The sequence below is a fragment of the Halorubrum sp. B52 genome, assembly GCF_059752555.1.
This window is the reverse complement of record NZ_MWTG01000007.1, coordinates 336,000-357,824: the sequence shown is the minus strand read 5'-3', so window position 1 is coordinate 357,824 and position 21,825 is coordinate 336,000. Positions and strand designations below refer to the sequence as shown.

Genomic DNA, 21,825 nt, shown 5'->3' with positions numbered 1-21,825 from the left:
CGGGCGTTTTCAACAATGAGTTTTCGACGATTCCTCATCAAGCGGACGGTCATCGCGGCGTTACTGACGCTGATCGCCGTCAGTATCATCTTCGCCACGCTCCGTCTGCTGCCCGCCGACCCGTTCAGCGCGCTCGTGGCGTCGGGGTCGCTGACGCCGGAGGAGGTCGAGCAGGTGCGCGCGATGTACGGGCTCGACGACCCGATATACGTCCAGTACGTCAGGTACGTCCAGAACCTGTTCACGTTCGAGTTCGGGATCTCGCTCACCCAGCAGCGGCCGGTCGGCGAGATCATCATCCCCGCGCTCGTCAACACGCTCGTGCTCCTGCTGCCGGCGCTCGTCGCGACGGCGATAATCAGCTCGCTCGCCGGCATGTACGCCGGCTGGAACCGCGGGTCGTGGTTCGAGCAGTCGAGCATCGTCGTCACCACCGTCTTCCGCGCCACGCCCATCTTCGTGACCGGCATCTTCCTGCTGATCATCTTCTCGTACGGGTTGAACTGGCTCCCGGCGTTCGGGATGCGCAGCCCGCTGGCCAACCCGCAGGGGTACGTCGCGACGTACGCCTCCGTGGACTTCCTGCGACACTACATCCTCCCGTTCACCGCGACGGTGCTGTTCTACAGCGGCGACTTCCTGATGCTCGCGCGCAACTCGGTCGTCGAGCGGAAGGGGTCGGAGTTCCTCATGCTCCACCGCGCGAAGGGGCTCTCCGAGATGGAGCAGCTCGGCCGGGCGGGACGGAACTCGCTGCTCCCGCTCGTCACCTACTTCGCGCTCCGAACGGGGATGCTGTTCCAGGGGGTGATCACTCTGGAGGTCGTGTTCGCGTGGCCGGGGATCGGTCGCGCGCTCGTGCAGGCGATCCTCAACCAGGACTATCCGACCGTTCAGGCGGCCGTGTTCATCATGGCGCTCGCGGTCATCGTGATGAACCTCGCTGCCGACCTGGCGTACGCGAAACTGGACCCGACGGTCGAAACGGGTGACGTCTGATGTCAGGACACAGCTTCGACACCGACACGGCGAGAGAACGGATCCGCTCCGAGCTGGAGCGAGCGGGACGCACCCTACGATACGTCCTACAGGACAACGCGGCGAAGGCCGGCTTCGCGGTCATCGTCGCCTTCGGGTTCCTGGGCGTCTTCGGCCCGTACCTGGCCCCGTACCACCCGATCGAGGACACGCTCCGACAGGGCGGGTCGATGATGCGGCTCCAGGCGCCCGGCGGGAAGGCCCTGCTCGGAACCACGTCGTTCGGGAAGGACGTGTTGAGCCAGTTCCTCGCCGGCGCGCGGCCGACGCTGATCGTCGGCCTGTTCGGCGGCGTCGGGACGGGGGTCCTGGGCTTCCTCGTCGGCCTCACGAGCGGCTACTTCGGCGGCCGCGTCGACGAGGTCCTGATGCGGCTGACCGACCTCACGTTCGCGCTGCCGTTCCTGCCGATGGCGCTGGTGATCCTCTCTTTCGTGACGCCGAGCGTCTGGCTCATCACCGCCGTGCTCGTCGTCTTCCTCTGGAAGATGCCGGCGCGAGTCATCCGCTCGGAGGTGATGACGGTCAAGGAGCGGACGTTCGTCAAGTCGGCCCGCGCCAGGGGCGCCGGCCACGCCCGGACGATGTTCCTCCACGTGGCGCCGAACGTCCTCGGGATCGGCTTCCTCTACACCGCGTACGCCGTCGGCTGGTCGATCGTCGCCGGGGCCTCGCTCGCGTTCCTCGGCTTCGGCGACCCGACGACGACCTCCTGGGGCCGGATGCTCCAGCAGGTGTTCCGCTCGGGCGCGATCCGCACCGCGTGGTGGTGGGTGCTGCCGCCCGCCATCGGCATCGGCGCCGTCACGACGGGCGTCTTCCTGGTCGGGAGGGCGTTCGAGGAGATAGTCAACCCGGACCTACAGACGGAGCAAGAATGAGTCTGCTCGAAGTCGACGACGTGAAAATCGCGTATCGGATGCCGGGCGACGACGTCCACGCGGTCAACGACGTCTCCTTCTCGATCGACGAGGGGGACAACTACGGGCTCGTAGGCGAGTCCGGCTGCGGGAAGTCGACGCTCGCGAAGTCCGTCCTCGGCCTGCTCGACGACAACGGCGAGGTCCGCGGGGGGAGCATCCGGTTCGACGGCCGGGAGCTGCTCGACCTCTCCGAGCGGGAGTGGCAGTCGGTCCGCTGGGAGGACATCGCCTACATCCCACAGAGCGCGATGGACTCGCTGGACCCGGTGATGACCGTCGGCGCGCAGATCCGACAGGCGATCCGCAAACACCGGGACGTCTCGAAGGCAACGGCGAACGAGCGGGTCGCCGAGGTGTTCGAGATGGTCGGTCTCGACCCAGACCGCACCGGCGACTACCCGCACCAGTTCTCAGGCGGGATGCGCCAGCGCGTCACCATCGCGATGGCGCTCGCGCTGGACCCGGACCTCCTCATCGCCGACGAGCCGACGACCGGACTGGACGTCATCGTCCAGGACAAGATCATCGACAAGCTGATGGAGATTCAGGAGGAGATCGGTAGCTCCCTGCTCCTGATCACCCACGACGTCGGCGTCGTCGCCGAGACCTGCGACGAGATGTCGGTGCTGTACGGCGGGAAGGTGATGGAACAGGGCGACACGGACCGGATCTTCGGGGCGCCGACCAACCCGTACACGATCGGCCTGAAGAACGCCTTCCCGGAGGTCGACGAGTTCGACGAGCAGGCCATCTCGATCCCCGGATCGCTGCCGGACCTCACCGAGGAGCCGAGCGGCTGCGTGTTCCGCAACCGGTGTCCGTTCGCCACCGAGGAGTGCGACCGGAGCCACCCGCCGCTGACCGAGGCCAACGAGCAGCTGTCCGCCTGTCACTACGCCGAGCGGGCGGGCGAGATGCGAGAGGAGGCCGCCGACCCCGAGACGTGGGGGATCGACGTCCGCGACGAGGGCGATCGGACGGGCGGCGTCGGAGAGACCATCCTCGAGACCCGGGACCTCGAGAAGTGGTTCCGGCAGCCCCAGGGCATCCTCGACGACCTGCGCGGCGCCGACCCCGACTACGTCAAGGCGGTCAACGGCGTCGACCTCTCCGTCCGCGAGGGCGAGATCGTCGGGGTCGCCGGCGAGTCCGGCTGCGGGAAGTCGACGCTGGCGGAGGTGATCGCCGCGCTCCAGGACCGCACCGGCGGCGAGATCCTGATCGAGGGGACGCCCGTCGACGAGCTCCTCGGCGAGAACACGAAGGAGTTCCGCTCGCGGGTGCAGTTCATCTTCCAGGACCCGTTCGACTCGCTGAACCCGCGCCAGCGGGTCCGCGCGGCGGTGTCGGAACCCCTGAAGATACAGGGACACGACCCCGAGACGATCGACCGCCGCGTCAGGGAGACCGTCGAGGACGTCGGGCTCAAGCCGGCCGAGAAGTACCTCGACCAGCTCCCGACCCAGCTGTCGGGCGGGGAGCGGCAGCGCGTCGCGATCGCGCAGGCGCTCGTGCTCGAGCCGACCCTGCTGATCTGCGACGAGCCGGCGTCGATGCTCGACGTCTCGCTGAAGGCCAACATCCTCAACATCCTCAGGGAGAAGGCCGACGAGCGCGACATCGGGATCGTCTACATCTCGCACGACCTCGCGAGCCTCACCCAGATCGCCGACCGGCTGGCCGTGATGTACCTCGGGCGGATCGCCGAGATCGGGGCCACCGAGGACGTCGTCACGGCGCCGAAACACCCGTACACGGCGTCGCTGTTGGCGGCCTCGCCGAAGACCGACCCGGACGTCGACAGGCAGCGGGTGCTGTTACCGGGTGAACCGCCGGACCCGGTCGACCTCCCCGGCGGGTGTAACTTCGCGCCCCGGTGTCCGAAGGCCGACGAGACGTGTCGCGGCGAGGAGCCGACGCGGTCGACGTTCGCGGACGACGGCCACGAGGCCGCCTGCTACTTCCCGGTGGAGGACGTCGAGACCGAGCTGTTGGAGCGCTACGCCGCGGCGCGCGAGGAGGCGATCGGCGAGGTCGTCGAGGGGGAGCTGACGCGCTAGTCCGCCGGCCTCGTCCGGACCAGCGCGTCGACGGCCACCGGACCGTCGGCCGTGACGACGACCGGATTGAGGTCGAGTTCGGCGACCGCGTCGGCCGAGGCCGCGAGGTTCCCGACGTTCACGATCAGGTCGACGAGCGAGTCGACGTCGAGCGGCTCGCTCTCGCGGCGGTCGGTCAACAGGTCCGCGAGCGCCGTCTTCTCAACGGCGCGGCGCGCGTCGGCCCGCGAGAACGGCGGGACGAGCGTCGCGGTCTCGTCGAGCGCCTCCACGAGCACCCCGCCGGGACCCACCGTGACCACCGAGCCGAACACGTCGCCGGGCGCGACGCCGACGATGGCCTCGACGCCGTCGTCGACCATCGGCTGGACGAGCGCGCCCGCGACGTCGTCCGCGCCGACTCGCGCCAGCGCGGCGTCCGTCACCTCCGCGTACGCCTCCCGGACCGCCGCGGGCGAATTAAGGCCGAGTGCGACGGCTTCGGCGTCGGTCCGGTGGGGGAGCGCCGGCGAGTCGACCTTACAGACGACCGGGAAGCCGACGTCGCGGGCGGCCGCGACCGCCTCGTCGGCGTCGGTCGCCACCCGCGTCTCGACGAGGGGGACGTCGTACGCGTCGAGCAGCGGCTCGGTCTCTCGCCACGTCAACACCCGGCCCTGCGGGAGGGCGGCGTCGGGGGCGTCGGCGCCGCCGGGCGCGTCGAGCGCGCTCGCGAGGGTCGAACTGGGCGGTCGCTCGCTCACCCGAGCGCGGTCGACGGCGTACTCGACCGTCGAGGCGACCGCGTCCAGACAGCGCCCCGGGTCCTCGTACACCGGCACGGACTCCCGCAGGCGGGCGTACGGCGGCGTGTCGGTCGGGTCGTCCGGCACCTTCCGTCCGGTCCAGAGGACGTAGACCGGGTCGTCGGCGCCGGCGACGATCCCCTCGAGGTCCGCGGCGATCGTCTCCGCGCGCTCGTCGACGCCGGGCAGCCCGATCGCGAACACGTAGGCGTCGAAGGCGTCGTCGCTCAGGACCGCGTCGGCGATCTCCGGGAGCACCTCCGCGCCGTACCCCCGGATGTCGGCGGGGTTGCGCAACGCCCCGTACGTCAGCAGCTCCTCGATCCCGAGGAGCGTCTCCTCGGTCTCGCCGTCGATGTCGGGCAGCCGCAGGTCGCGCTCGGCGGCCATGTCCGCGAGCAGGCTCGCGAGGCCGCCGCTGGTCGAGGCGACGCAGACGCGGTCGCCGTCGGGCGTCCCGTACGCGGCGTGCGCGGTCGCACGCGAGAGCAGGTCCGGAACGTCCGGAACCCGCTGGACCCCCGTCTGGTCGAAGGCGGCGTCCCAGGCGTCGTCGCTCCCGGTGAGCGACCCCGTGTGCGACAGCGCGGCCGCCTCCGCGGGGCCCGACCGACCGATCTTCACCGTCAGCACCGGCGTCCCGCCCCGGATCGCGCGCTCGGCGACGCGCATGAACCGCTCCGGCTCGTCGACCCCCTCGACGTAGGTGCACACGACGTCGACGGTCTCCCGCTCCGCGAGGTACGCGACGTAGTCCGTCAGCGTCAGGTCGGCCTCGTTACCCGTCGAGACGACGTGGCTGAAGTGGAGGTCCCGGTCGGCCGCCCGCTCGAAGAACGTCGTGAACGCCAGCGCGCCGGACTGGCTGACGAGGCCGATCCGGCCCGGCTCGGGGGCGCGCGAACACGTCGAGGTGAGCGTCGCGCCGCGCGAGGCCATCACGCCGATGCAGTTCGGCCCGACGACGCGGATCCCGGCGTCGGCGGCGGTCTCGGCCAGCCGCGTCTCGAGTTCCGCCCCCTCCTCGTCGGCCTCCGAGAACCCGGCGGAGAGCACGAGCGCGACCGGAACCCCTCGCTCGCCGGCCGCGGCGACGACGTCGACGACGTGCTCCCGGGGGACGCTCACCACCGCCAGATCGACGGTCTCGGGCACGTCGACAATCTGGTCGTAACACCGGCGGCCCCACACCTCCTCCCGGTTCGGGTTGACCGGGTAGAGCTCGCCGTCGAACCCGTAGTCGAGGAGGTTGTCCACGAGGTTCCCCGAGTAGAACGAGTCGGGGCTGGCCCCCACGACCGCGACCGACTCCGGGTCGAAGAGCGGGTCCAGTTCCGGTATGGCGGGCGTCGCGTCGGCTCCCGACGGCGCGGGCGAGGCGTCGTCTCCTGACATACGCGCCGATACCGTCGGGACCCGCCTGAAGCTGTGCCCGAACGGGCTCAATACTCATCATCCTTTATTACGATCGGCGCACACCGCGTACAGACCACCATGGAAATACGCAGCGTCGAAGCGGTGCCGCTCAGGCGGGATCTCGACGAGCGGTTCGCGAACGCGCAGAAGTGGATCTCCTCGCGCGAGTACTGTCTGGTCCGGATCGAGACCGCCGACGGCGCCGTCGGCTGGGGGGAGTGTTGGGGACCGATCGCCGGCACCCGCGAGACCGTCGACGACCGGGTCGCGCCGCTGCTCCGCGGGCGCGACGCCCGGGAAGTCGAGTCGATCCACGGGGACCTCGTCTTCGACCTCCGCTCGGCGTACCACTCGACGGTGCCGGCCGGCGTCGTCAGCGGCGTCGACCTCGCGCTGTGGGACCTCCGCGGTAAGGCGGCGGGAGCGTCCGTCGCGACGCTGCTCGGCGGCGCGCGCCGCGACGCGGTCCCCGCATACGCCACCGGGCACTTCTGGCCCCCGGTCGACGGGTTCGCCGAGCTCGAGGCGGCGGTCGTCGCCGAGGCCGAGTCGCACGTCGAGGCGGGGTTCGACGCGCTCAAGATGAAGATCGGCACGGAGCGCCACTTCGGCTGGGGGCCGGAGGCCGACGTGGAGCTGGTCCGCGCCGTGCGGGAGGCCGTCGGGGACGACGTCGCGCTGATGGCGGACGCGAACCACGCGTACGACCTCCCCGCGGCCCGCCGGGTGGCCGAGGGGCTCGCGGAACTCGACGTGCGGTTCTTCGAGGAGCCGCTCCCGCCGGACCGGATCGAGGCGTACGCGCGGCTGAACCGAGACGCCGAGATTCCGATCGCGGGCGGGGAGTGCTGGGCCCTCGCGCCCGAGTTCCGACGGGTGACGGACGCCGGCGCGGTCGACGTCCTCCAGCCGGACGTGACCAGCGCGGGCGGGCTCACGTCGGCCCGTCGGGCCGCGGAGACCGCCGACGCCGCCGGGGTGGCGACGTACCCGCACGTGTTCGGGAGCGCGGTCGCGCTCGCCGCGAGCCTCCAGCTGCTCGCGACGCTGCCGGGATCGCCCCGGCTGGAGTTCGACCGCACGCCGAACCCGATCCGCGAGGGGCTCGCCGTCGACCCGATCCGGAACGAGGGGACCGAGGTCCCCGTCCCCGACGGGCCGGGGCTCGGGATCGAGATCGACCCCGAGACGCTGGCGGCGTTCCGGATCGACTGAGGCGGCGAGGTTACTCGACCAGCCAGAGGACGACCGATATCCCCGCCGCGACGGCCAGCGCCGCGGTGAGGAGCCAGAACGCCGGCTTGAACCCGGCCGTCTCCGAGAGGAACCCGACGAGGGCCGGGGAGGAGGCCCCCGCGATCATCAGCAGCGTCCGCACCGCCCCGAGGCTGCCGCCTGCGACCGACGCGGGGATGACCGACATCAGGTACGCGCTCCGGACCGGTCGGTAGCCGTGAGAGCCGAGCCCGAGACAGACGATCGCCGCGCCCAGCGCGACCGGCCCTCCGACGTCGGTCAGGAGGACGACCGCGCCGAGTCCGGTCGCCGCGAGTCCGAGCGTGAACGCGATCATGGGGAGCTCTCCGGTCCGGTCGCTGAGTTCGCCGGTGAGCAGCTGGACCAGACTCACCGCGAACAGCGCGCTGAACAGCAGGTTCGCCGTGGTCGGGTCGAGCGCGGCCTCCCGCGTGAGGTACAGGGGGAGGAAGGCGAACGTGGCGTTGAACGCGAACGAGAACAGGACCGTCACCGCGACGAACGCCGAGAACCGCGGGTTCCGAAAGAGCACCGCGTACTCGCGGACCGGCACGCCCGCTCCGTCGCTCGTGTCCCCGCTGCCGTCGTTCCCGGTGATCCGCGCGGGCACCCGAACGACGAACGCGACGGTCACGAGTATCCACGCGACGCCGGCCGCGAGGAACGTTGTCCGCCAGCCGGCGCCGAGCACGCCGGGGAGCCCCGCGAACGCGACCACAGCCGCGGGGGCCGCGACGCCGCCGAGGCTGCCGAACGTGTCGAACACGCCGAGCGTCCGCCCGGTCCGGTGGGGGTGCGCCCGCGAGAGCAGCCGCACGCCGACCGTCTTGAGTGTGCCCGTCCCGGCACCGATCGTCAGCATGCCGCCGACGAGCACGGCGAAGGGAGCGTCGACGGCCAGCGCGAGCGCCCCGGCGGCCGCGAGCGCCGACCCCGAACCGAGGACGATCACGGAGCCGAACCGGTCCGCGACCAGCCCGGACGGGAACTGGAGCACGGCGTAGACGAGGAGCAGCCCGCTGAAGATGCTCCCGAGCACGGCCGTGGAAACCTCGTACACGCCCGCGATGCGCTCGAACAGCGGCGGGAACGCGAAGCGGACGAACTTCCCCAGGAACCACAGCGTCGACGTGAGGACAACCGCGTCGAACCGCCCCAGCCGGCCGACCGCCGACCGTCCCGTCACTCGTCACCGCCCCCGTTCGCGCGCGCCGGACTCGGTTCCCCTCTCGACGCCCCGACGGCCGGTAGGACGACGGCGAGCCCGCATTCCCTCGGTCGCGCGGACGGCGGTGGCCCGGGAGCCATCGTGGCGGCGATACGACCCAAGCGTTCATATTGGTGATGTATCTTACTATCGATCGTGATGGTCCGGGACGAGCACGGGGGATCGGACCGCGAACGGGGAGACGTCGGCCGTCGACCGAGCGTGCGCGTCGCCGAACCGATCGGGGTGGCGCCCGAATGACGCTCCTCGACGTCGACGACCTGACGGTGCGATACGACACGCGAGACGGGGCGCTCCACAGCGTGAACGGCGTGTCGTTCGCGATCGAGGACGGGGTCAACTACGCGCTGTCCGGCGAGTCGGCGTCGGGGAAGTCGACCACCGCGAAGGCGATCCTCGGTCTGCTCCCCGACCACGCGGAGATCGAGTCGGGGGAGATCGAGTTCGAGGGACGGGACCTGCGGTCGCTGGCGCCGTCGGAGCGACAGGACCTCCTCTGGGAGGAGATCGCGTTCATCCCCCAGACGGCGATCGACGCGCTCGACCCGGTGATGTCCGTCGGCGCGCAGATCCGGCAGGCGATCCAGACGCATCGGGAGATCTCCGAGCGGAAGGCTCGCCGACGCGCGGACGACCTGTTCGAGACGGTCGGTCTCGACCCCGACCGGACCGGGGACTACCCGCACCAGTTCTCGGACGGGATGCGCCAGCGGGTCGTCATCGCCATGGCGCTCGCGCTGGAGCCGAAGCTCGTCGTCGCGGACGAGCCGACGACCGGCCTCGACGTGATCGTTCAGGACCGGATCATCGACAACATCCTCCAGATCCAGGAGGAGACCGACAGCTCGCTGCTGTTGATCACCCACGACCTGAGCGTCATCGCGGAGACCTGCGACGAGATGTCGGTGCTGTACGGCGGGACGGTGATGGAGCAGGGTCGCGTCGAGAACCTCCTCCTCAACCCGTCGAACCCCTACACGATGGGACTGAAGAACGCCTTCCCCGCGCTGGACGACGACGCCGACGGGCTGGTGTCGGTCCCGGGGCGACCGCCCCAACTGGACGCGAAGCCGACGGGCTGCGTCTTCGAGCCCCGGTGTCCGTTCGCGAGCGAGGAGTGCGCGACGACGGCGCCGGACCTCCGGAAGCTGCCCTATCGAAACCAGCGCGTCGCGTGTCACAACGCGGAGCGGGCGGCTCAGATGCGCCGAGAGGCCGACGCCGCCGCCACGTGGGGCGGCGGCGCGGAGGGGTCTCGTCCCGACGCCGACGACGCGATCCTCGAAGTCGAGGGGCTGCGCAAGTGGTACGAGAGCTCGGAGTCGCTCCTCGGCCGGCTCCCCGTCGACGGCGTCTCGCCGACCGTGACCGGGTTCACGAACAGCCTCACGCGGTGGTACGCGCGCCGCGGCGAGATCGTCCGAGAGGCGCTCGGCGGCGGCTCGCACATCCGCGCCGTCGACGGGGTCTCGCTGTCGGTCTCGCGCGGCGAGATCCTGGGCGTCGTCGGCGAGTCCGGCTGCGGGAAGTCCACGCTCGGACAGACGCTCGCGCTGCTCGAGGAGCCGACTGACGGCGGGTTCACGTTCGACGGCCGGTCCCACGAACACTACCTTGACGGGAACCTCCGGTCGTTCAGACAGAAGCTCCAGATCGTCTTCCAGAACCCCTACGAGTCTCTGAACCCGCGTCTGACGGTCGAGACCTTGGTGAAGGAGCCGCTCACGATCCACGGCTATCGGCTCGACGAGCGTGACGCGGCGGTCCGAGAGACCCTCGAACGGGTCGGGATGGCCCCCGCCGAGCGCTACCTGGACAAGTACCCGAACGAGCTCTCGGGCGGCCAGCGCCAGCGGGTCGCCGTCGCCCGGGCGCTCGTCATCGACCCCGAGTTCCTCGTCTGCGACGAGCCGGCGTCGATGCTCGACGTCTCGCTCCAGGCGGAGGTGCTCAACCTCTTCCGCTCGCTGGCCAACACCGAGGGGATCGGCGTGCTGTACATCTCGCACGACCTCGCGAGCCTCACGCGGATCGCCGACCGGCTCTCGATCATGTACCTCGGGCGGTTCGTGGAGACGGGACCGACGGAGCGGGTCGTGACCGACCCCAAACACCCGTACACGGAGGCGCTGCTCGCGGCCGTCCCGGAGACGGACCCGCGCGGGAGCCGCGACCGGGTCACCCTGAAAGGGGAACCGGGTGACCCGGAGGGGTCATTCCGGGGGTGTCGCTTCGCGCCCCGCTGTCCGAGAGCGACCGAGCGCTGCCGGGAGGCGGAGCCCGAACTCGACGCCTGGGCCGGCGCGGACCACTTCGCGGCGTGTTTCCACCCGGCCGAGGGGTCGGGAGCAGGCGAGCCCGCCCGGATCGACGAGTCGGCGGAGGTCGACTGACGGCCGGCCGCTGTCGACTGACGCCTCGGTCGACGCCGGCGTCGAGGAGCGCGCCCGCGGCGTGGCCGGCTCCCGTGGCGACGTCGAGCCCGCGCTCGGCCGACTCACACCACCGGGCGAGCCGGCCCAGGTCGTCGCCGGCGCGGTGGACGTCGCTGTCGAGGTAGTCGGCGGCGCGGTCGCCGAATCGCGTCGCCGCGGACCGCTTCCGGACGCTCGCCTCTCGCACGTGCCCTCCGTCCGGGCGCCCGGCGAAAGGCGTTCCGGTCGGTTCGACCCAGATATTTTCGTGGAGCGCGACCGTCCGGCCGGTATGGTCCGTCGATCACTGCTCTACTGCCCGGGAGACGACCGGGAGATGATGGAGAAGGCGGTCGAGACGGCTGCCGACGCGGTCGTCTTCGACCTCGAGGACGCCGTCGCCCCCGACGCCAAGGCCGAGGCCCGGCGAACCGTCACCTCGTTGCTCGATTCGCTCGACGACCCGGAACCGGTCGTCAGCGTCCGGATAAACCCGTACGACCGGTCCGGGCGGGAGGACGCGGACGCCGTCGTCGGCGAGGTCGACTCGCCGCCAGACGGGGTCCTGCTCCCGATGGCGGAGGCGGCCGAGACCGTCGCGGCGCTCTCCGAGCGTCTCGACCGACTCGCGAGCCGGTCGGTCGACATCGTTCCCCTCGTGGAGACGGCCGCGGGCGTCGTGGCCGCGGAAGAGATCGCGGCGGCGCCCGGCGTCGAGGCGATCGCCTTCGGCGACCAGGACTTCACCGCCGATGTCGGCGCGACGGTGACCGCCGACAAGACCGAGTCGCTGTACGCGCGCGAGCGGATCGTCGTCGCGGCGGCCGCGGCCGGCGTCGACGCGTTCGACACCGTCTACACCGACATCCGCGACCTCGACGGGCTACGCGAACAGGCCGAGTTCGCCGCCGACCTCGGGTTCGACGGAAAGCTCGCGATCCACCCCGATCAGGTGCCGGTGATCAACGACGCGTTCACGCCGACGGCCGAGCAGCTCGAGTGGGCCGAGACGGTGCTCGCCGAACTAGAGCGCGTCGACGGCGAGGGCGCCGGCGCGTTCACCGTCGACGGACAGATGATCGACCCGCCGCTGATCGAGCGCGCGCGGACCGTCGTCGAGCGCGCCGAGGCCGCCGGGATCCGCTGATCGCCCGACCGCGTGCTCGCCGGTGGGCCGCCGCGTTCGGGCGAGTCGCGTCGCGCGCTCAGGTCGGCGTCGACGCGGTCCGGTCGGACGGCTCGTCGCCGTCCACGCGTTCGATCCACGTGTCCGCGGCCGACGCGGGCACCACGTGGTCCCCGAGCAGCGCCTCGCACTCCCGACACGCCGTCTGGACGGCGACGTGCGGGCGACGACAGCAGTGGTCGAGCCGTTCGACCGTCGTCTCCGTGGGGGAGCCGCACGCGGGACAGCGTTCGACGCGCAGTCGGAGGCCGGTCAACACGTTGCGTCGGTCGTCGCGGTCGAGGTCGTCCCAGCCGTCGAGCCGGTCGTCGAGCTCGGCGGCGAGCGCGACGTCCACACCGACCGCCTCGGCCGAGACCCAGCGTTCGATCCCCTCGCCGTCGACCTCGAACGACGTCGCTCCGAGCGCCCTGACGTCGTCCGCGCGCAGCGCCGCGCGAACCCCGTCCACGTCCGGGTCTCCCTGCGCGTCCGGATCCCCCTGCGCGTCCGGATCGCCCGATTCGATCCGGTCGCGGACGACCCTCCGAAACCCGTCTGCGAGGACGACGGCGTCGCCGTCCTCGGCCAGCACGCCCGCCCGCGACAGCGTCGCCGCGACCGACTCGTCGTCGACCGATTCGAGGACCGGACGGTCGGCGTCCCCCTTGCCGAACGCCTCGAGAACTCGGTCGGGGAAGTATCGACGCGTGATCGTCGGCGTCCCCGGGACCAGGTAGCCGCGCAGCGCGATTGCGGCCAGCGCGACGGCGAACACGGCGCCGCCGGCGCCGGCCGCGGCGGCGCGTGACCCGCCCGCCGCGAGGCCGCCGGCCGCGACCGCGACGGCGGCGGCGACGGCGAGCGCGACGTTCAACGCCGTGCACGGCAGACACCGGTTCTCGCCCGTGTACTCCGGTCGGCGGAGCCGGTCGACGACGCTCTGTTCGCCCATACCCGGAGATGCCGGGCGACCGTGATAAACGTAGGGCGTATGACCAATCGCGAGTCCGCGCGTCGAGTCCGATCGGGTACGCCGGCCGGTCCTTCGGCGACCCGAACCCTCCGATATGGGGGGTAGTAATGGCAATAATTAACACACAGAAGCGCGAACACTGAATCTGCATACTGCCATGACTGAAATGGGCGGCTACAGGGACCGAGTGGCACAGGTCGATCTCGGCGACGGCGACGTCAGCTACCAGGGTATCGACGACGAGGACGCGGAGAAATACATCGGCGCGCGCGGGCTCGGGGTGAGGTACCTCTTCGAGGCCGGACCGGACGTGGACCCGCTGGGACCGGACAACCGACTGGCGTTCATGACGGGCCCCCTCACGGGGACCCAGACCGTGATGAGCGGGCGAATCGCCCTCGTGACGAAGTCGCCGCTGACGGGGACGGTCACGGACTCGCACCACGGCGGCTGGTCCGGCGCGCGGCTCAAGTGGGCCGGGCTCGACGGCATCCTCTTGGACGGCGCCAGCGACGACCCCGTCTACCTGCTCGTCGAGGACGGCGAGGTCGAGGTGCGCGACGCCTCCCACCTCTGGGGGAAGGAGACGCACGACGCGATCGACGCGCTCGGCGAGGAGGTCGACGGCTCCGTCGGCAAGAACCTCTCCGTGATGACGATCGGCCCGGGCGGCGAGAACGGCGTCCGTTACGCCTGCGTGATGAACGAAGACGACCGCGCGTCCGGCCGCGGCGGCACGGGCGCCGTCATGGGCGCGAAGAACGTCAAAGCGGTCGTCGTGAAATCGGGCACCGATATGCCGAAACCCACCGACCCCGAGACGTTCCAGGAGGGCTACCAGCAGGCGATGGGCGTCATTCAGGAGTCGGAGGTCACCGCGCCCAACGAGGGCGGGCTCTCCGTCTACGGGACGAACGTCCTGATGAACGCGACCGAGGAGATGGACGGGCTCCCAACGAAGAACGCCAAGTACACCTCCACGAGAGCGTACAACGACGCGGAGGGGATCGACGTCGACGCCGAGCGCGTCTCCGGCGAGAACGTGGAGGAGAACATTCTCGTCAACGACCCGACGTGTCACTCCTGTCCGGTCGCGTGTAAGAAGGAGGTCGAGACCAACGTCACCCACAAGGGCGAGGACATGAACGTCCACATGGAGTCGTACGAGTACGAGTCCGCGTTCGCCCTCGGCCCGAACTCCGGACACACCCACCGCGACGAGATCGCGCTGATGATCCAGCGCTGCAACGAGGTGGGCGTCGACACGATCGAGGTCGGCAACATGATGGCGATGGCGATGGAGATGAGCGAGGAGGGGAAGCTCGACGACGTCGAGACGATCGACTGGGGCGACACCGAGCGCATGATCGACCTCATCGGCGAGATCGGCAACCGCTCCTCCGACCTCGGCGACCTCCTCGCCGAGGGGGCGGACCGCGTCGCCGACGCGAAGGACGCCCACGGCAACTCGCTGGCCGTCAAGGGGCAGTCGATCCCGGCGTACGACCCGCGGTGCATGAAGGGGATGGGGATCGCGTACGCGACCTCCAACCGCGGCGCCTGTCACCTCCGAGCCTACACGCCGGCCGCCGAGATCCTCGGCATCCCGGAGAAGGTCGACCCGTACGAGTGGGAGGGGAAAGGCGAGCTCACCGCCACCTTCCAGGACCTGCACGCGATCTCGGACTCGTTCGACATCTGCAAGTTCAACGCGTTCGCCGAGGGGATCGAGGAGTACGTGCTCCAGTACAGCGGCATGACCGGCCGCGAGGTCAGCGAGGACGAGCTGTTCGAGGCGGGCGAGCGCGTCTACAACCTCGAGCGCTACTTCAACAACCTCGCCGGCTTCGACGCCGAGGACGACGACCTCCCCGGCCGCTTCGTCGAGGGACACCCGGACGCCGTCCCCGGTCAGGGAGGCAGCGAGGGCGAGCTCTGCGAGCTCGACGAGATGAAGGCCGAGTACTACGAGACCCGCGGCTGGGTCGACGGCGTCGTCCCCGACGAGAAGCTCGAGGAACTCGGTATCGAGGTCGGCCCCGGCACCGGCGTCTCCGCCGGCGACTCCGCCGCCCCGGCCGACGACTGAACGCGACCGCGACGCGGTCGTCCGGCGGCCGGCTTTTCTTTCGACGCGGCCGCTCGTCCGCAACCCCCTCAGCCGAGGTCGACGGCGTCGAGGATCGGGTCCGCGTCGAACCGGACGGGGTCGGTCGCCGGCGCGCCGAGCCGGTCGGCGAAGTCGGCGATCGCCTCGCGCGCCGCCGGGGGCGTCGCGACGTTCATCGTGTTGAGCGCCCCCGCGACCACCGCCGTCTCCCCGACCGGCGCGGCGACGCGCTCGTACAGGTCGACGTACGCCGCGATCGACGGCAGGTCGACGTCGTACCCGTGGGTGAGCTCGCGGCCGGCCGAGTGACAGAGGACGATCCCGTCCGGTCTCGCGCCGTGGAGGAGCCCGCAGGTCTGTCCGGAGGAGCCGGGATGCCAGATCGCTCCCCGCCCCTCGACGACGAGCAGGTCGCGGCGCTCGCCCCGCTCGCGGACCAGGCCGTCGATCGCCTCGTTGACCCGCCCGCTCGGGACGCGGCCGAGCGAGACACCGGGCCCGTCGAGCAGGACGCCGACGCCGCTCGTCGGCACGAGCGCCGCGTCGATCCCGCGCTCCCGGGCCGCGTCCGCGAGTTCGAACGCCGTCGTTGAGGTCCCCACGTACCGGTCGGTCCCGACCGTGAGCAGGACCGCCGCGTCGACGTCGCGGCCCGCCGCTCTCGGCCGGCCCGCCGCTCTCGAACGGTCCGGCGGCGGGGCGCCGACGTCGACGATCCGTCCCTCGCCGTCGTCCGTCAGCCGCTCGAACTCGGGGTCGTCGACGGGGAACCCGGCCTGCGAGACGACCACGTCGTACCCGGCTTCGAGCGCGGCGTGCACGTCTCGGCGCACCGGATCCGACAGGTCGGCGTCGGCTCCGTCGCGGCCGACGTCGATCCCGACGTACAGCGCGTCGACCGGCTCGTCGACGTCGTCGAACCGCCGCACGATCGGGATCTGCGGGAGCGTCCGGACGAGCTGCGAGGTGACGGGCGACCGCCTGGCGGTGTCGACGACGGCGACGACCTCCGAGCGCCCGTACCGGATGAGTCCGATCGCCGCCCGCGCGTCGTCCGGGAACCGATCGTGGGCGAGCACGGCGATACGCTCGTGACGGGTCATCCGCTCGGCGGGAGCGCGGGTCCCGTTCCGCGCGGTCGGCGTCGGAGCGCTGTCCGGGAGGCCTTCAGTCGGTCACTCACCGGAGAGCGGTTCGCCGCGTCGGGTCACCTTCGTCGCCGGGAGCCCGGCGCGCTCCGCGTGCTCCCGCACGGCGTCCTCGCTTTCGGCCTGGTAGTGACAGAACGTCCCGACGATGCCGCCGTCGTCGTCGGTCAACACCTCCGAGTCGACCCACTCGATGTCGACGCCCTCCCCGCGGAGCTCGGAGAGCGTCTCGCCGGACGCCTCGGCGGCCGCGTCCAGCTCGTCCTCGGTGATCGGCTCGGGCAGTTCGCGCAGGATCAGGAAGTCGTCGGTGTCGCTCATATTGCGATCACAGCGTGCGTCCCCCGGGATTGTAATTGTTTCTGCGGCGCCCCTCGGCGCGCCGGGAGCGGTCCCGGTCGTCGGCGCGGGGTCTCACCGCCGGCGACGTCCGCGGCGTCGCTCCGAACCGACGACGCCCGCGGTGTCGGGGGGTTCTCCCCGTGACGTTTAGGTACGTGGGGTCGTATCACGGACGTATGCCCGAGGACTCCAGCCTCCCGAACATCAAGCTCGGAAGCGACGCGGCCAAGGACCCCGACTTCGAGGGGGGTGAGTCGGAGGTTTCGACCGTCGAGTACCTCGACTACGAGGCCGTCGACGCGAACGACTGGGAGATCGACGACGACAACCTCTTCGAGAAGGCGGCCGCCGCCGGCTTAGGCGAGGAGGAGTACGGCACGATGGAGGTGAGCAGGAATCGGAAGATCCTCGACGCCGCCGAGGACAACGGGCTCGAGTGGCCCTTCTCCTGTCGCGCCGCCTCGTGTGCGAACTGCGCCGGGATCCTCGTCGACGGCGAGCTGGAGATGGAGATGAACCTCATCATCACCGACGAGGAGGTGGAAAAGCGAGGGATCCGACTGACCTGTCAGAGCAAGCCCGCGACGGACCACGTCCGGGTGATCCACAGCGCGAAACACCTCGACTACCTGCAGGACCGCGTCATCGGGGAGCGCGAGGTCTGACGGGGCGTCGGAGCGGCTCCGGCGACGCCGGAGCGGTGCCGCCGAAGATCACTCGTCGCGGCTCGCGGCCGCCAGTCGCTCGGCCGGGGACTGATCGACGACTCCCTCCCGCATGCGTCGGACCTCGGAGAAGTCGACGTCGACGTCCTCCTCGTCGAGCGCCTCGACGACCGCCGCCAACACCAGCGACATCTCGTCGACTCGCCCCTCGACGCTGTTCAGCTTCTGGAAATTCCGCTCCGCGAACCCCGTGAGGGAGTCGGAGAGCTCCGAGACGTTCTGTTCGATCCGCTGCGAGTAGCGTTCGCCGAGGCTGATCCGAGCGAAGTTGTCCAACTCCTCCAGTTCGGCCTCGAGGCTCTCGACCTCCCGCTCGATCTCGGCGACGCGCTCGTCGATCAGCGCCTCGATCTGGCGCTCGATCGGTCCGTCCGAGCCCGCTTCGGCCTCCGTGCCGTCCGCCGCCTCCCCGTCTCGCTCCGGTTCGACGTCGGCCGGTGGTTCGTCGTCCGCCTCGACTCCGGCGACGGCGGACAGTTCTTCGGTCTCCTCCGGTTCCGGGTCAGGCGTGTTAGGCAACGTAGCCATACGATGACAATTAACACAGTACCGCTTAAATTTTGGTGGCGACTCGGCGAGTCGCTCGCCGCCGACCGACCCTACTCGTCGCCGACCGGTCCCGTCGCTCGCTCCGCGCCGCGCTGTAGGATGAACCGGCGTTCCGGCGGCGGGGAGATGTCGAGTTCGACCGCCCGAATCAGCCGGTAGTACTTCCGATTCCCGTCCCAGTAGTGATCGACGAGGTCCGCCTCCTCGAGCACGGCGAGGTGGTGGACCGCCGACTTCCCGTTCATGCCGACGGCGTCGGCCAGCTCCGTGACGTACATCGGTCCCTCGGACAGCTGCTGGATGATCCGGAGCCGTTGGGAGTTTCCCAGCGCGTCGATCAGCGACATCGTCTACCCCTCACTGTAAAGACACAAAAGCGTTTCTCGGGGAGGCCGCCCGAGGAGCGATTCACAGGGCGAGGGGAACCGACGGCGTCAGTCGCGGGTCGCCGACGACTCGGGTACGACGGCGTGACACTCGGTGCACTGCCAGCTGTCCTCGTCGACCTTCCGGTGGCCCTTCCGGGACGAGGCGGTTCCGCCGCGGTACCACTCGACGCCGCACTCGGGACAGGCGGTCGGGAGTCGCGCCATACCGGTTCGATCCACGCGAGCAGTTATCAACGTTGTCCAGGGGCCGACCCTCGGACCGGGGGTGACACACGGTCACAAGAGATAAGATAGCGGACGTGTATGGTGCACGTATGCCAGACAGTGTCGACTTCCCAGAGTCCGACGAGCGTGACAAACGAACGGTCTCCGACGGGTTCTTCGAGCGGGAAGTGTACCTCTCGGCGGACGAGACGGCGGCGTTCCTCCGGTCGGTGGCGGACTCGCTCGAGGACGGCGACGAGCTGACGATCAGCAGTGACGACTGGGAGATCCCCTTCGCGTTTCGGGAGCCGATCGAGGTGGAAGTCGAGTTCTCCTCTCGGCGGGAGCGCGAGCTCGAGCTCGAGGTGGAGTTCACCGAGCGCTCGGACGGCGGGGGTATCGACGTCGCCTGAACCGTCTGGCCGCGACGTATCGATGTCGCCCGAACCACGCAGACCCGGGCTGACAGCGACGTATCGGGCGGCGACCGCATCGGAGAGACGCGGGACGCAATGGTCGGATGTACTGGTTCGGTCTCTACCACTGGCGGCGTCGGTTCCGCGCGGTCGGCGAGGGGCTCGTCACCGCGCTCGCCGGAGTCGTCCTGGCGCGGCGACGCTCCGATCGAGCGAGTCGGACCCTCGCCGCCGTCGCCGTCGCGCTCGGCTGCGTCCGCGCGGGCCGCGCGCTCTCGACGCTGCTGTCGCCGCCGCCGTGGCGTCTCGAGCGGTACAAGTACGACGCGCTCGCCCGGGAGCTCCCGCTCGCCGACGCGGACCGTGTCCTCGACGTCGGCTGCGGCACCGGGCGATCCCTCGTCGGGCTGGCGCCTCGGCTCTCCGGGTCGGCGACGGTCCTCGGGGTCGACGTCTTCGACGACAGAGTGATCCTCGGCAACGCTCCCCGGCTCGCTCGGCGGAACGCTCGGCGGGCGGGGATCGCGGTCGAGCCGATCCGGGGCGACGCTAGCTCCCTCCCGGTCGCCGCGGACGCCGTCGACGTCGTCACAGCGTGTCGCGCGCTCCACGACCTCCCGGCCGAGCGCCACGACGCCGCGCTGGGGGAACTCCGCCGAGTCTGCCGGAGCGACGGCGCGGTCGGGATCCTCGAACTCCCGATCGCTCCGGACGGGGTCGACGCGTCCCCGGAGCGGTACTGGCGGACCCGCGTCGCCGACGCCGGCCTCGCGGTCCGGACCGTCGAGCGCGTCCCGCGGCGCGGCGGCGGCGGTGATCCGTACCTCGTCATCGTCGCGACGCCGGCGTGAGTCGGGAGTCGCGCCGATCTGAGGCGCCGACGAGCGAGTCGCTGCGACGGGGTTCCGACGAGTCGTCGACGCGCGTCAAAAAAAAATCGACGACGGACGGATTACGCCTCGAGCGAGAACACGCAGAGCCGGTCGTCGCGGCCCGCGGTGCCGCGGCGAAGCCAACCGCTGCCCCCGACCTGAATGGCCACGTACTGCTTGTCGGTCTCGGGGTCGTACCAGCTCATCGGGCTGCCGGAGATCGCCGTCTCGCCGGTCGAGTACTCCCAGAGGCGGTCGCCGCTCTCGCCGTCCCAGGCGATGACGTCGCCGTTCTGGGTCCCGCCGAAGACGACGCCGCTCTCGGTGGTCAACAGCCCGCCCCAGATGTAGGCGTCGCTGTCGATCCAGTCGCGCCAGACGAGCTGTCCGGTCTCCGGGTCGACGGCGCCGACGGCGCTGATGTGGTCGTTGTACCCCTCCGGGGGCTGGTCGATCTCGTCCTCGAGGATGCCGCCCCAGTACTTCTTCCCCTCCTCGTACTCCTCGAAGCGCCACCAGGCCTCCTGGGGCGAGTTGTTCATCTTGAAGTACGCGAGGCCGAGCTCGGGGTTGTACGCGGGCGGCTGCCAGTCGTTCCCGCCCATCGCACCGGGCATGAACGGCATCCGCCGGCCCTCGTCGATGTGCGGGATCATCCGGAACATGTTCAGCTGCTGGACGCCCGGCTCGCTCCGGTTGAGGAGCTCGCCGGTATCGGCGTCGATCGTGTAGCCCCACGCGGTCTTCCCGAAGGAGACGACGGCGTTGCCCTCGAAGTCGCGGTGCTCCATCTCGAGGTCCGGGATGAGCAGCCGCGGCGCCGCGGAGTCGTAGTCCCACACGTCGTGGGGGGACTCCTGGTGGAACCACTCGCGCTCGCCGGTCTGCATGTCGAGGCAGAGCGTCCCCGCGCTGTTCCGGTTCGGTCCGGGCCGGACGGAGCCGTCGAAGTCCGGACCCGGGTTCCCGACGGGCATGTACAGCTTCTCGTTTTCCGTGTCGATCGTCGCCGTCATCCAGTTCGTCGCGCACGACTGCTCGATGCTGTCGCCGACCCATTCCTCGTCGGGCGACGTCATCGTTCGCCACACCTCGTCTCCGGTCTCGGCGTCGAGCGCCACGTGGAAGCCGCGGACGCCGTACTCGCCGCCGGCGCTGCCGGTGAACACCTTGCCGTCGTACACCACCGGCGCCCACGTCGCGGAGTAGCCGGACTCGTGGTCGGCCGTGCTCGTGTACCACTCCTCCTCGCCGGTGTATCGGTTGAGCGCGACGACGCCCGAGTCGAGCGTCGTCATGTACACCTTGTCGCCGAGGACCGCCACGCCGCGGTTGTTGTCGTCACAGCAGAGGACGACGTCCGACGGCACCGCGTACGTGTAGCTCCACAGCACGTCGCCGGCCCGCGTGTCGATCGCCTTGACGTGGTTCGGTCCGTTCGACTGGTACATCACCGGCGGGTCGCCGGGGATCACCAGCGGCGTGCCCTCCATGCTGGACTCCGCGCCGACGTGGAGCTCGTACTCGAGCTCGAGGTCCCCGACGGTCTCGGGAGTGATCACGTCCGCGGTGGTGCAGCGGTGCTGTTCGTAGTTCCCGCCGTACGTGAGCCACGACTCCGGATCGTCCGCCGAATCGACGATATCCTCCTCGGTGATATCCTTGCGCGGAATGCGATCGGTGTCGTGCTGGTGCGTGACGGACTCCTCGGGCGATCCGAGCACCCGATACCCCTGATCCGTTTCACGTACGACTGTGTCCTGTGCGGCCTTGACTGCCCTGTCTTCTTCTATTGCCATTGTTGAACC

Annotated in this window: 19 protein-coding genes; 10 read left to right on the top strand and 9 right to left on the bottom strand. The window is 70.4% G+C overall.

Going from position 1 to position 21,825, the window contains the following annotated elements; translation table 11 throughout:
• Nucleotides 1-15: 15 nt before the first annotated feature.
• The 3 genes from B4V04_RS03245 to B4V04_RS03235 are packed head-to-tail and all read left to right on the top strand — an operon-like array spanning nucleotide 16 to nucleotide 4,021.
• The gene (locus B4V04_RS03245; protein ID WP_498229124.1) at nucleotides 16-999 is read left to right on the top strand and encodes an ABC transporter permease; all 984 of its coding nucleotides are present in this window, start codon (nucleotides 16-18) and stop codon (nucleotides 997-999) included.
• A complete protein-coding gene (locus tag B4V04_RS03240; protein ID WP_498229122.1) occupies nucleotides 999-1,919 on the top strand; it encodes an ABC transporter permease in 921 nt (306 codons plus the stop codon). Before B4V04_RS03245 ends, B4V04_RS03240 begins: the two co-directional genes overlap by 1 nt.
• Nucleotides 1,916-4,021: a dipeptide ABC transporter ATP-binding protein gene (locus B4V04_RS03235; protein ID WP_498229121.1), complete on the top strand. Its 2,106-nt coding sequence runs from the start codon at nucleotides 1,916-1,918 to the stop codon at nucleotides 4,019-4,021. The genes B4V04_RS03240 and B4V04_RS03235 overlap by 4 nt, the downstream gene beginning before the upstream one ends.
• Here the strand turns inward: B4V04_RS03235 and B4V04_RS03230 are convergent.
• Entirely contained in the window at nucleotides 4,018-6,201 is a 2,184-nt protein-coding gene (locus B4V04_RS03230; RefSeq protein WP_498229119.1) for an acetate--CoA ligase family protein, read from the bottom strand. The two genes, B4V04_RS03235 and B4V04_RS03230, sit on opposite strands and share 4 nt — an antisense overlap.
• Before the next feature lie 99 nt (nucleotides 6,202-6,300).
• Between B4V04_RS03230 and B4V04_RS03225 the strand changes: the two genes are divergently transcribed.
• A complete protein-coding gene (locus tag B4V04_RS03225; RefSeq protein ID WP_498229117.1) occupies nucleotides 6,301-7,437 on the top strand; it encodes a mandelate racemase/muconate lactonizing enzyme family protein in 1,137 nt (378 codons plus the stop codon).
• Between the two features lie 10 nt (nucleotides 7,438-7,447).
• Here the strand turns inward: B4V04_RS03225 and B4V04_RS03220 are convergent, their stop codons facing one another.
• Nucleotides 7,448-8,665: an MFS transporter gene (locus B4V04_RS03220; protein ID WP_498229116.1), complete on the bottom strand. Its 1,218-nt coding sequence runs from the start codon at nucleotides 8,663-8,665 to the stop codon at nucleotides 7,448-7,450.
• 278 nt (nucleotides 8,666-8,943) lie between these two features.
• On the opposite strand from B4V04_RS03220, the gene B4V04_RS03215 reads away from it, so the two are divergent.
• The gene (locus tag B4V04_RS03215) at nucleotides 8,944-11,100 is read left to right on the top strand and encodes a dipeptide ABC transporter ATP-binding protein (protein WP_498229114.1); all 2,157 of its coding nucleotides are present in this window, start codon (nucleotides 8,944-8,946) and stop codon (nucleotides 11,098-11,100) included.
• Nucleotides 11,101-11,413: 313 nt separating this feature from the next.
• Nucleotides 11,414-12,268 (top strand): HpcH/HpaI aldolase/citrate lyase family protein, encoded by an 855-nt coding sequence (locus B4V04_RS03210; RefSeq protein WP_498229112.1) that lies wholly within the window; start codon nucleotides 11,414-11,416, stop codon nucleotides 12,266-12,268.
• 58 nt (nucleotides 12,269-12,326) lie between these two features.
• Here the strand turns inward: B4V04_RS03210 and B4V04_RS03205 are convergent, their stop codons facing one another.
• A complete protein-coding gene (locus B4V04_RS03205) occupies nucleotides 12,327-13,241 on the bottom strand; it encodes a DUF8054 domain-containing protein (RefSeq protein WP_498229110.1) in 915 nt (304 codons plus the stop codon).
• 178 nt (nucleotides 13,242-13,419) lie between these two features.
• Here B4V04_RS03205 and B4V04_RS03200 point away from each other — a divergent pair, with 178 nt between their 5' ends.
• Nucleotides 13,420-15,351, top strand: a complete 1,932-nt coding sequence (locus tag B4V04_RS03200) for an aldehyde ferredoxin oxidoreductase family protein (protein WP_498229109.1) — start codon at nucleotides 13,420-13,422, stop codon at nucleotides 15,349-15,351.
• Nucleotides 15,352-15,419: 68 nt separating this feature from the next.
• On the opposite strand, the gene B4V04_RS03195 is transcribed toward B4V04_RS03200, so the two are convergent.
• Together B4V04_RS03195 and B4V04_RS03190 are read right to left on the bottom strand one after the other, a co-directional pair.
• Nucleotides 15,420-16,475: a DUF1611 domain-containing protein gene (locus B4V04_RS03195; RefSeq protein WP_498229107.1), complete on the bottom strand. Its 1,056-nt coding sequence runs from the start codon at nucleotides 16,473-16,475 to the stop codon at nucleotides 15,420-15,422.
• Nucleotides 16,476-16,547: 72 nt separating this feature from the next.
• Entirely contained in the window at nucleotides 16,548-16,841 is a 294-nt protein-coding gene (locus B4V04_RS03190; protein ID WP_498229105.1) for a DUF4242 domain-containing protein, read from the bottom strand.
• 197 nt (nucleotides 16,842-17,038) lie between these two features.
• Between B4V04_RS03190 and fer the strand changes: the two genes are divergently transcribed.
• Nucleotides 17,039-17,527 carry a ferredoxin Fer gene (gene fer / locus B4V04_RS03185; protein WP_498229103.1) on the top strand — a complete coding sequence of 163 codons (489 nt, stop codon included), beginning with the start codon at nucleotides 17,039-17,041 and terminating at the stop codon, nucleotides 17,525-17,527.
• Between the two features lie 48 nt (nucleotides 17,528-17,575).
• Here fer and B4V04_RS03180 read toward each other — a convergent pair whose 3' ends face one another.
• The 3 genes from B4V04_RS03180 to B4V04_RS03170 all read right to left on the bottom strand — a co-directional run bounded on the left by B4V04_RS03180 (nucleotide 17,576) and on the right by B4V04_RS03170 (nucleotide 18,729).
• Complete coding sequence (locus B4V04_RS03180) at nucleotides 17,576-18,115, bottom strand: hypothetical protein (protein ID WP_498229101.1); 540 nt, start codon at nucleotides 18,113-18,115, stop codon at nucleotides 17,576-17,578.
• Nucleotides 18,116-18,186: 71 nt separating this feature from the next.
• The gene (locus B4V04_RS03175; protein ID WP_144798993.1) at nucleotides 18,187-18,483 is read right to left on the bottom strand and encodes an ArsR/SmtB family transcription factor; all 297 of its coding nucleotides are present in this window, start codon (nucleotides 18,481-18,483) and stop codon (nucleotides 18,187-18,189) included.
• A gap of 87 nt (nucleotides 18,484-18,570) precedes the next feature.
• Complete coding sequence (locus B4V04_RS03170; protein WP_498229099.1) at nucleotides 18,571-18,729, bottom strand: hypothetical protein; 159 nt, start codon at nucleotides 18,727-18,729, stop codon at nucleotides 18,571-18,573.
• Between the two features lie 110 nt (nucleotides 18,730-18,839).
• Between B4V04_RS03170 and B4V04_RS03165 the strand changes: the two genes are divergently transcribed.
• A complete protein-coding gene (locus B4V04_RS03165) occupies nucleotides 18,840-19,142 on the top strand; it encodes an amphi-Trp domain-containing protein (RefSeq protein WP_498229097.1) in 303 nt (100 codons plus the stop codon).
• Nucleotides 19,143-19,249: 107 nt separating this feature from the next.
• Entirely contained in the window at nucleotides 19,250-19,996 is a 747-nt protein-coding gene (locus B4V04_RS03160) for a class I SAM-dependent methyltransferase (RefSeq protein ID WP_498229095.1), read from the top strand.
• 101 nt (nucleotides 19,997-20,097) lie between these two features.
• Here B4V04_RS03160 and B4V04_RS03155 read toward each other — a convergent pair whose 3' ends face one another.
• Nucleotides 20,098-21,816 carry a pyrroloquinoline quinone-dependent dehydrogenase gene (locus B4V04_RS03155; protein WP_498229093.1) on the bottom strand — a complete coding sequence of 573 codons (1,719 nt, stop codon included), beginning with the start codon at nucleotides 21,814-21,816 and terminating at the stop codon, nucleotides 20,098-20,100.
• Nucleotides 21,817-21,825 lie beyond the last annotated feature (9 nt).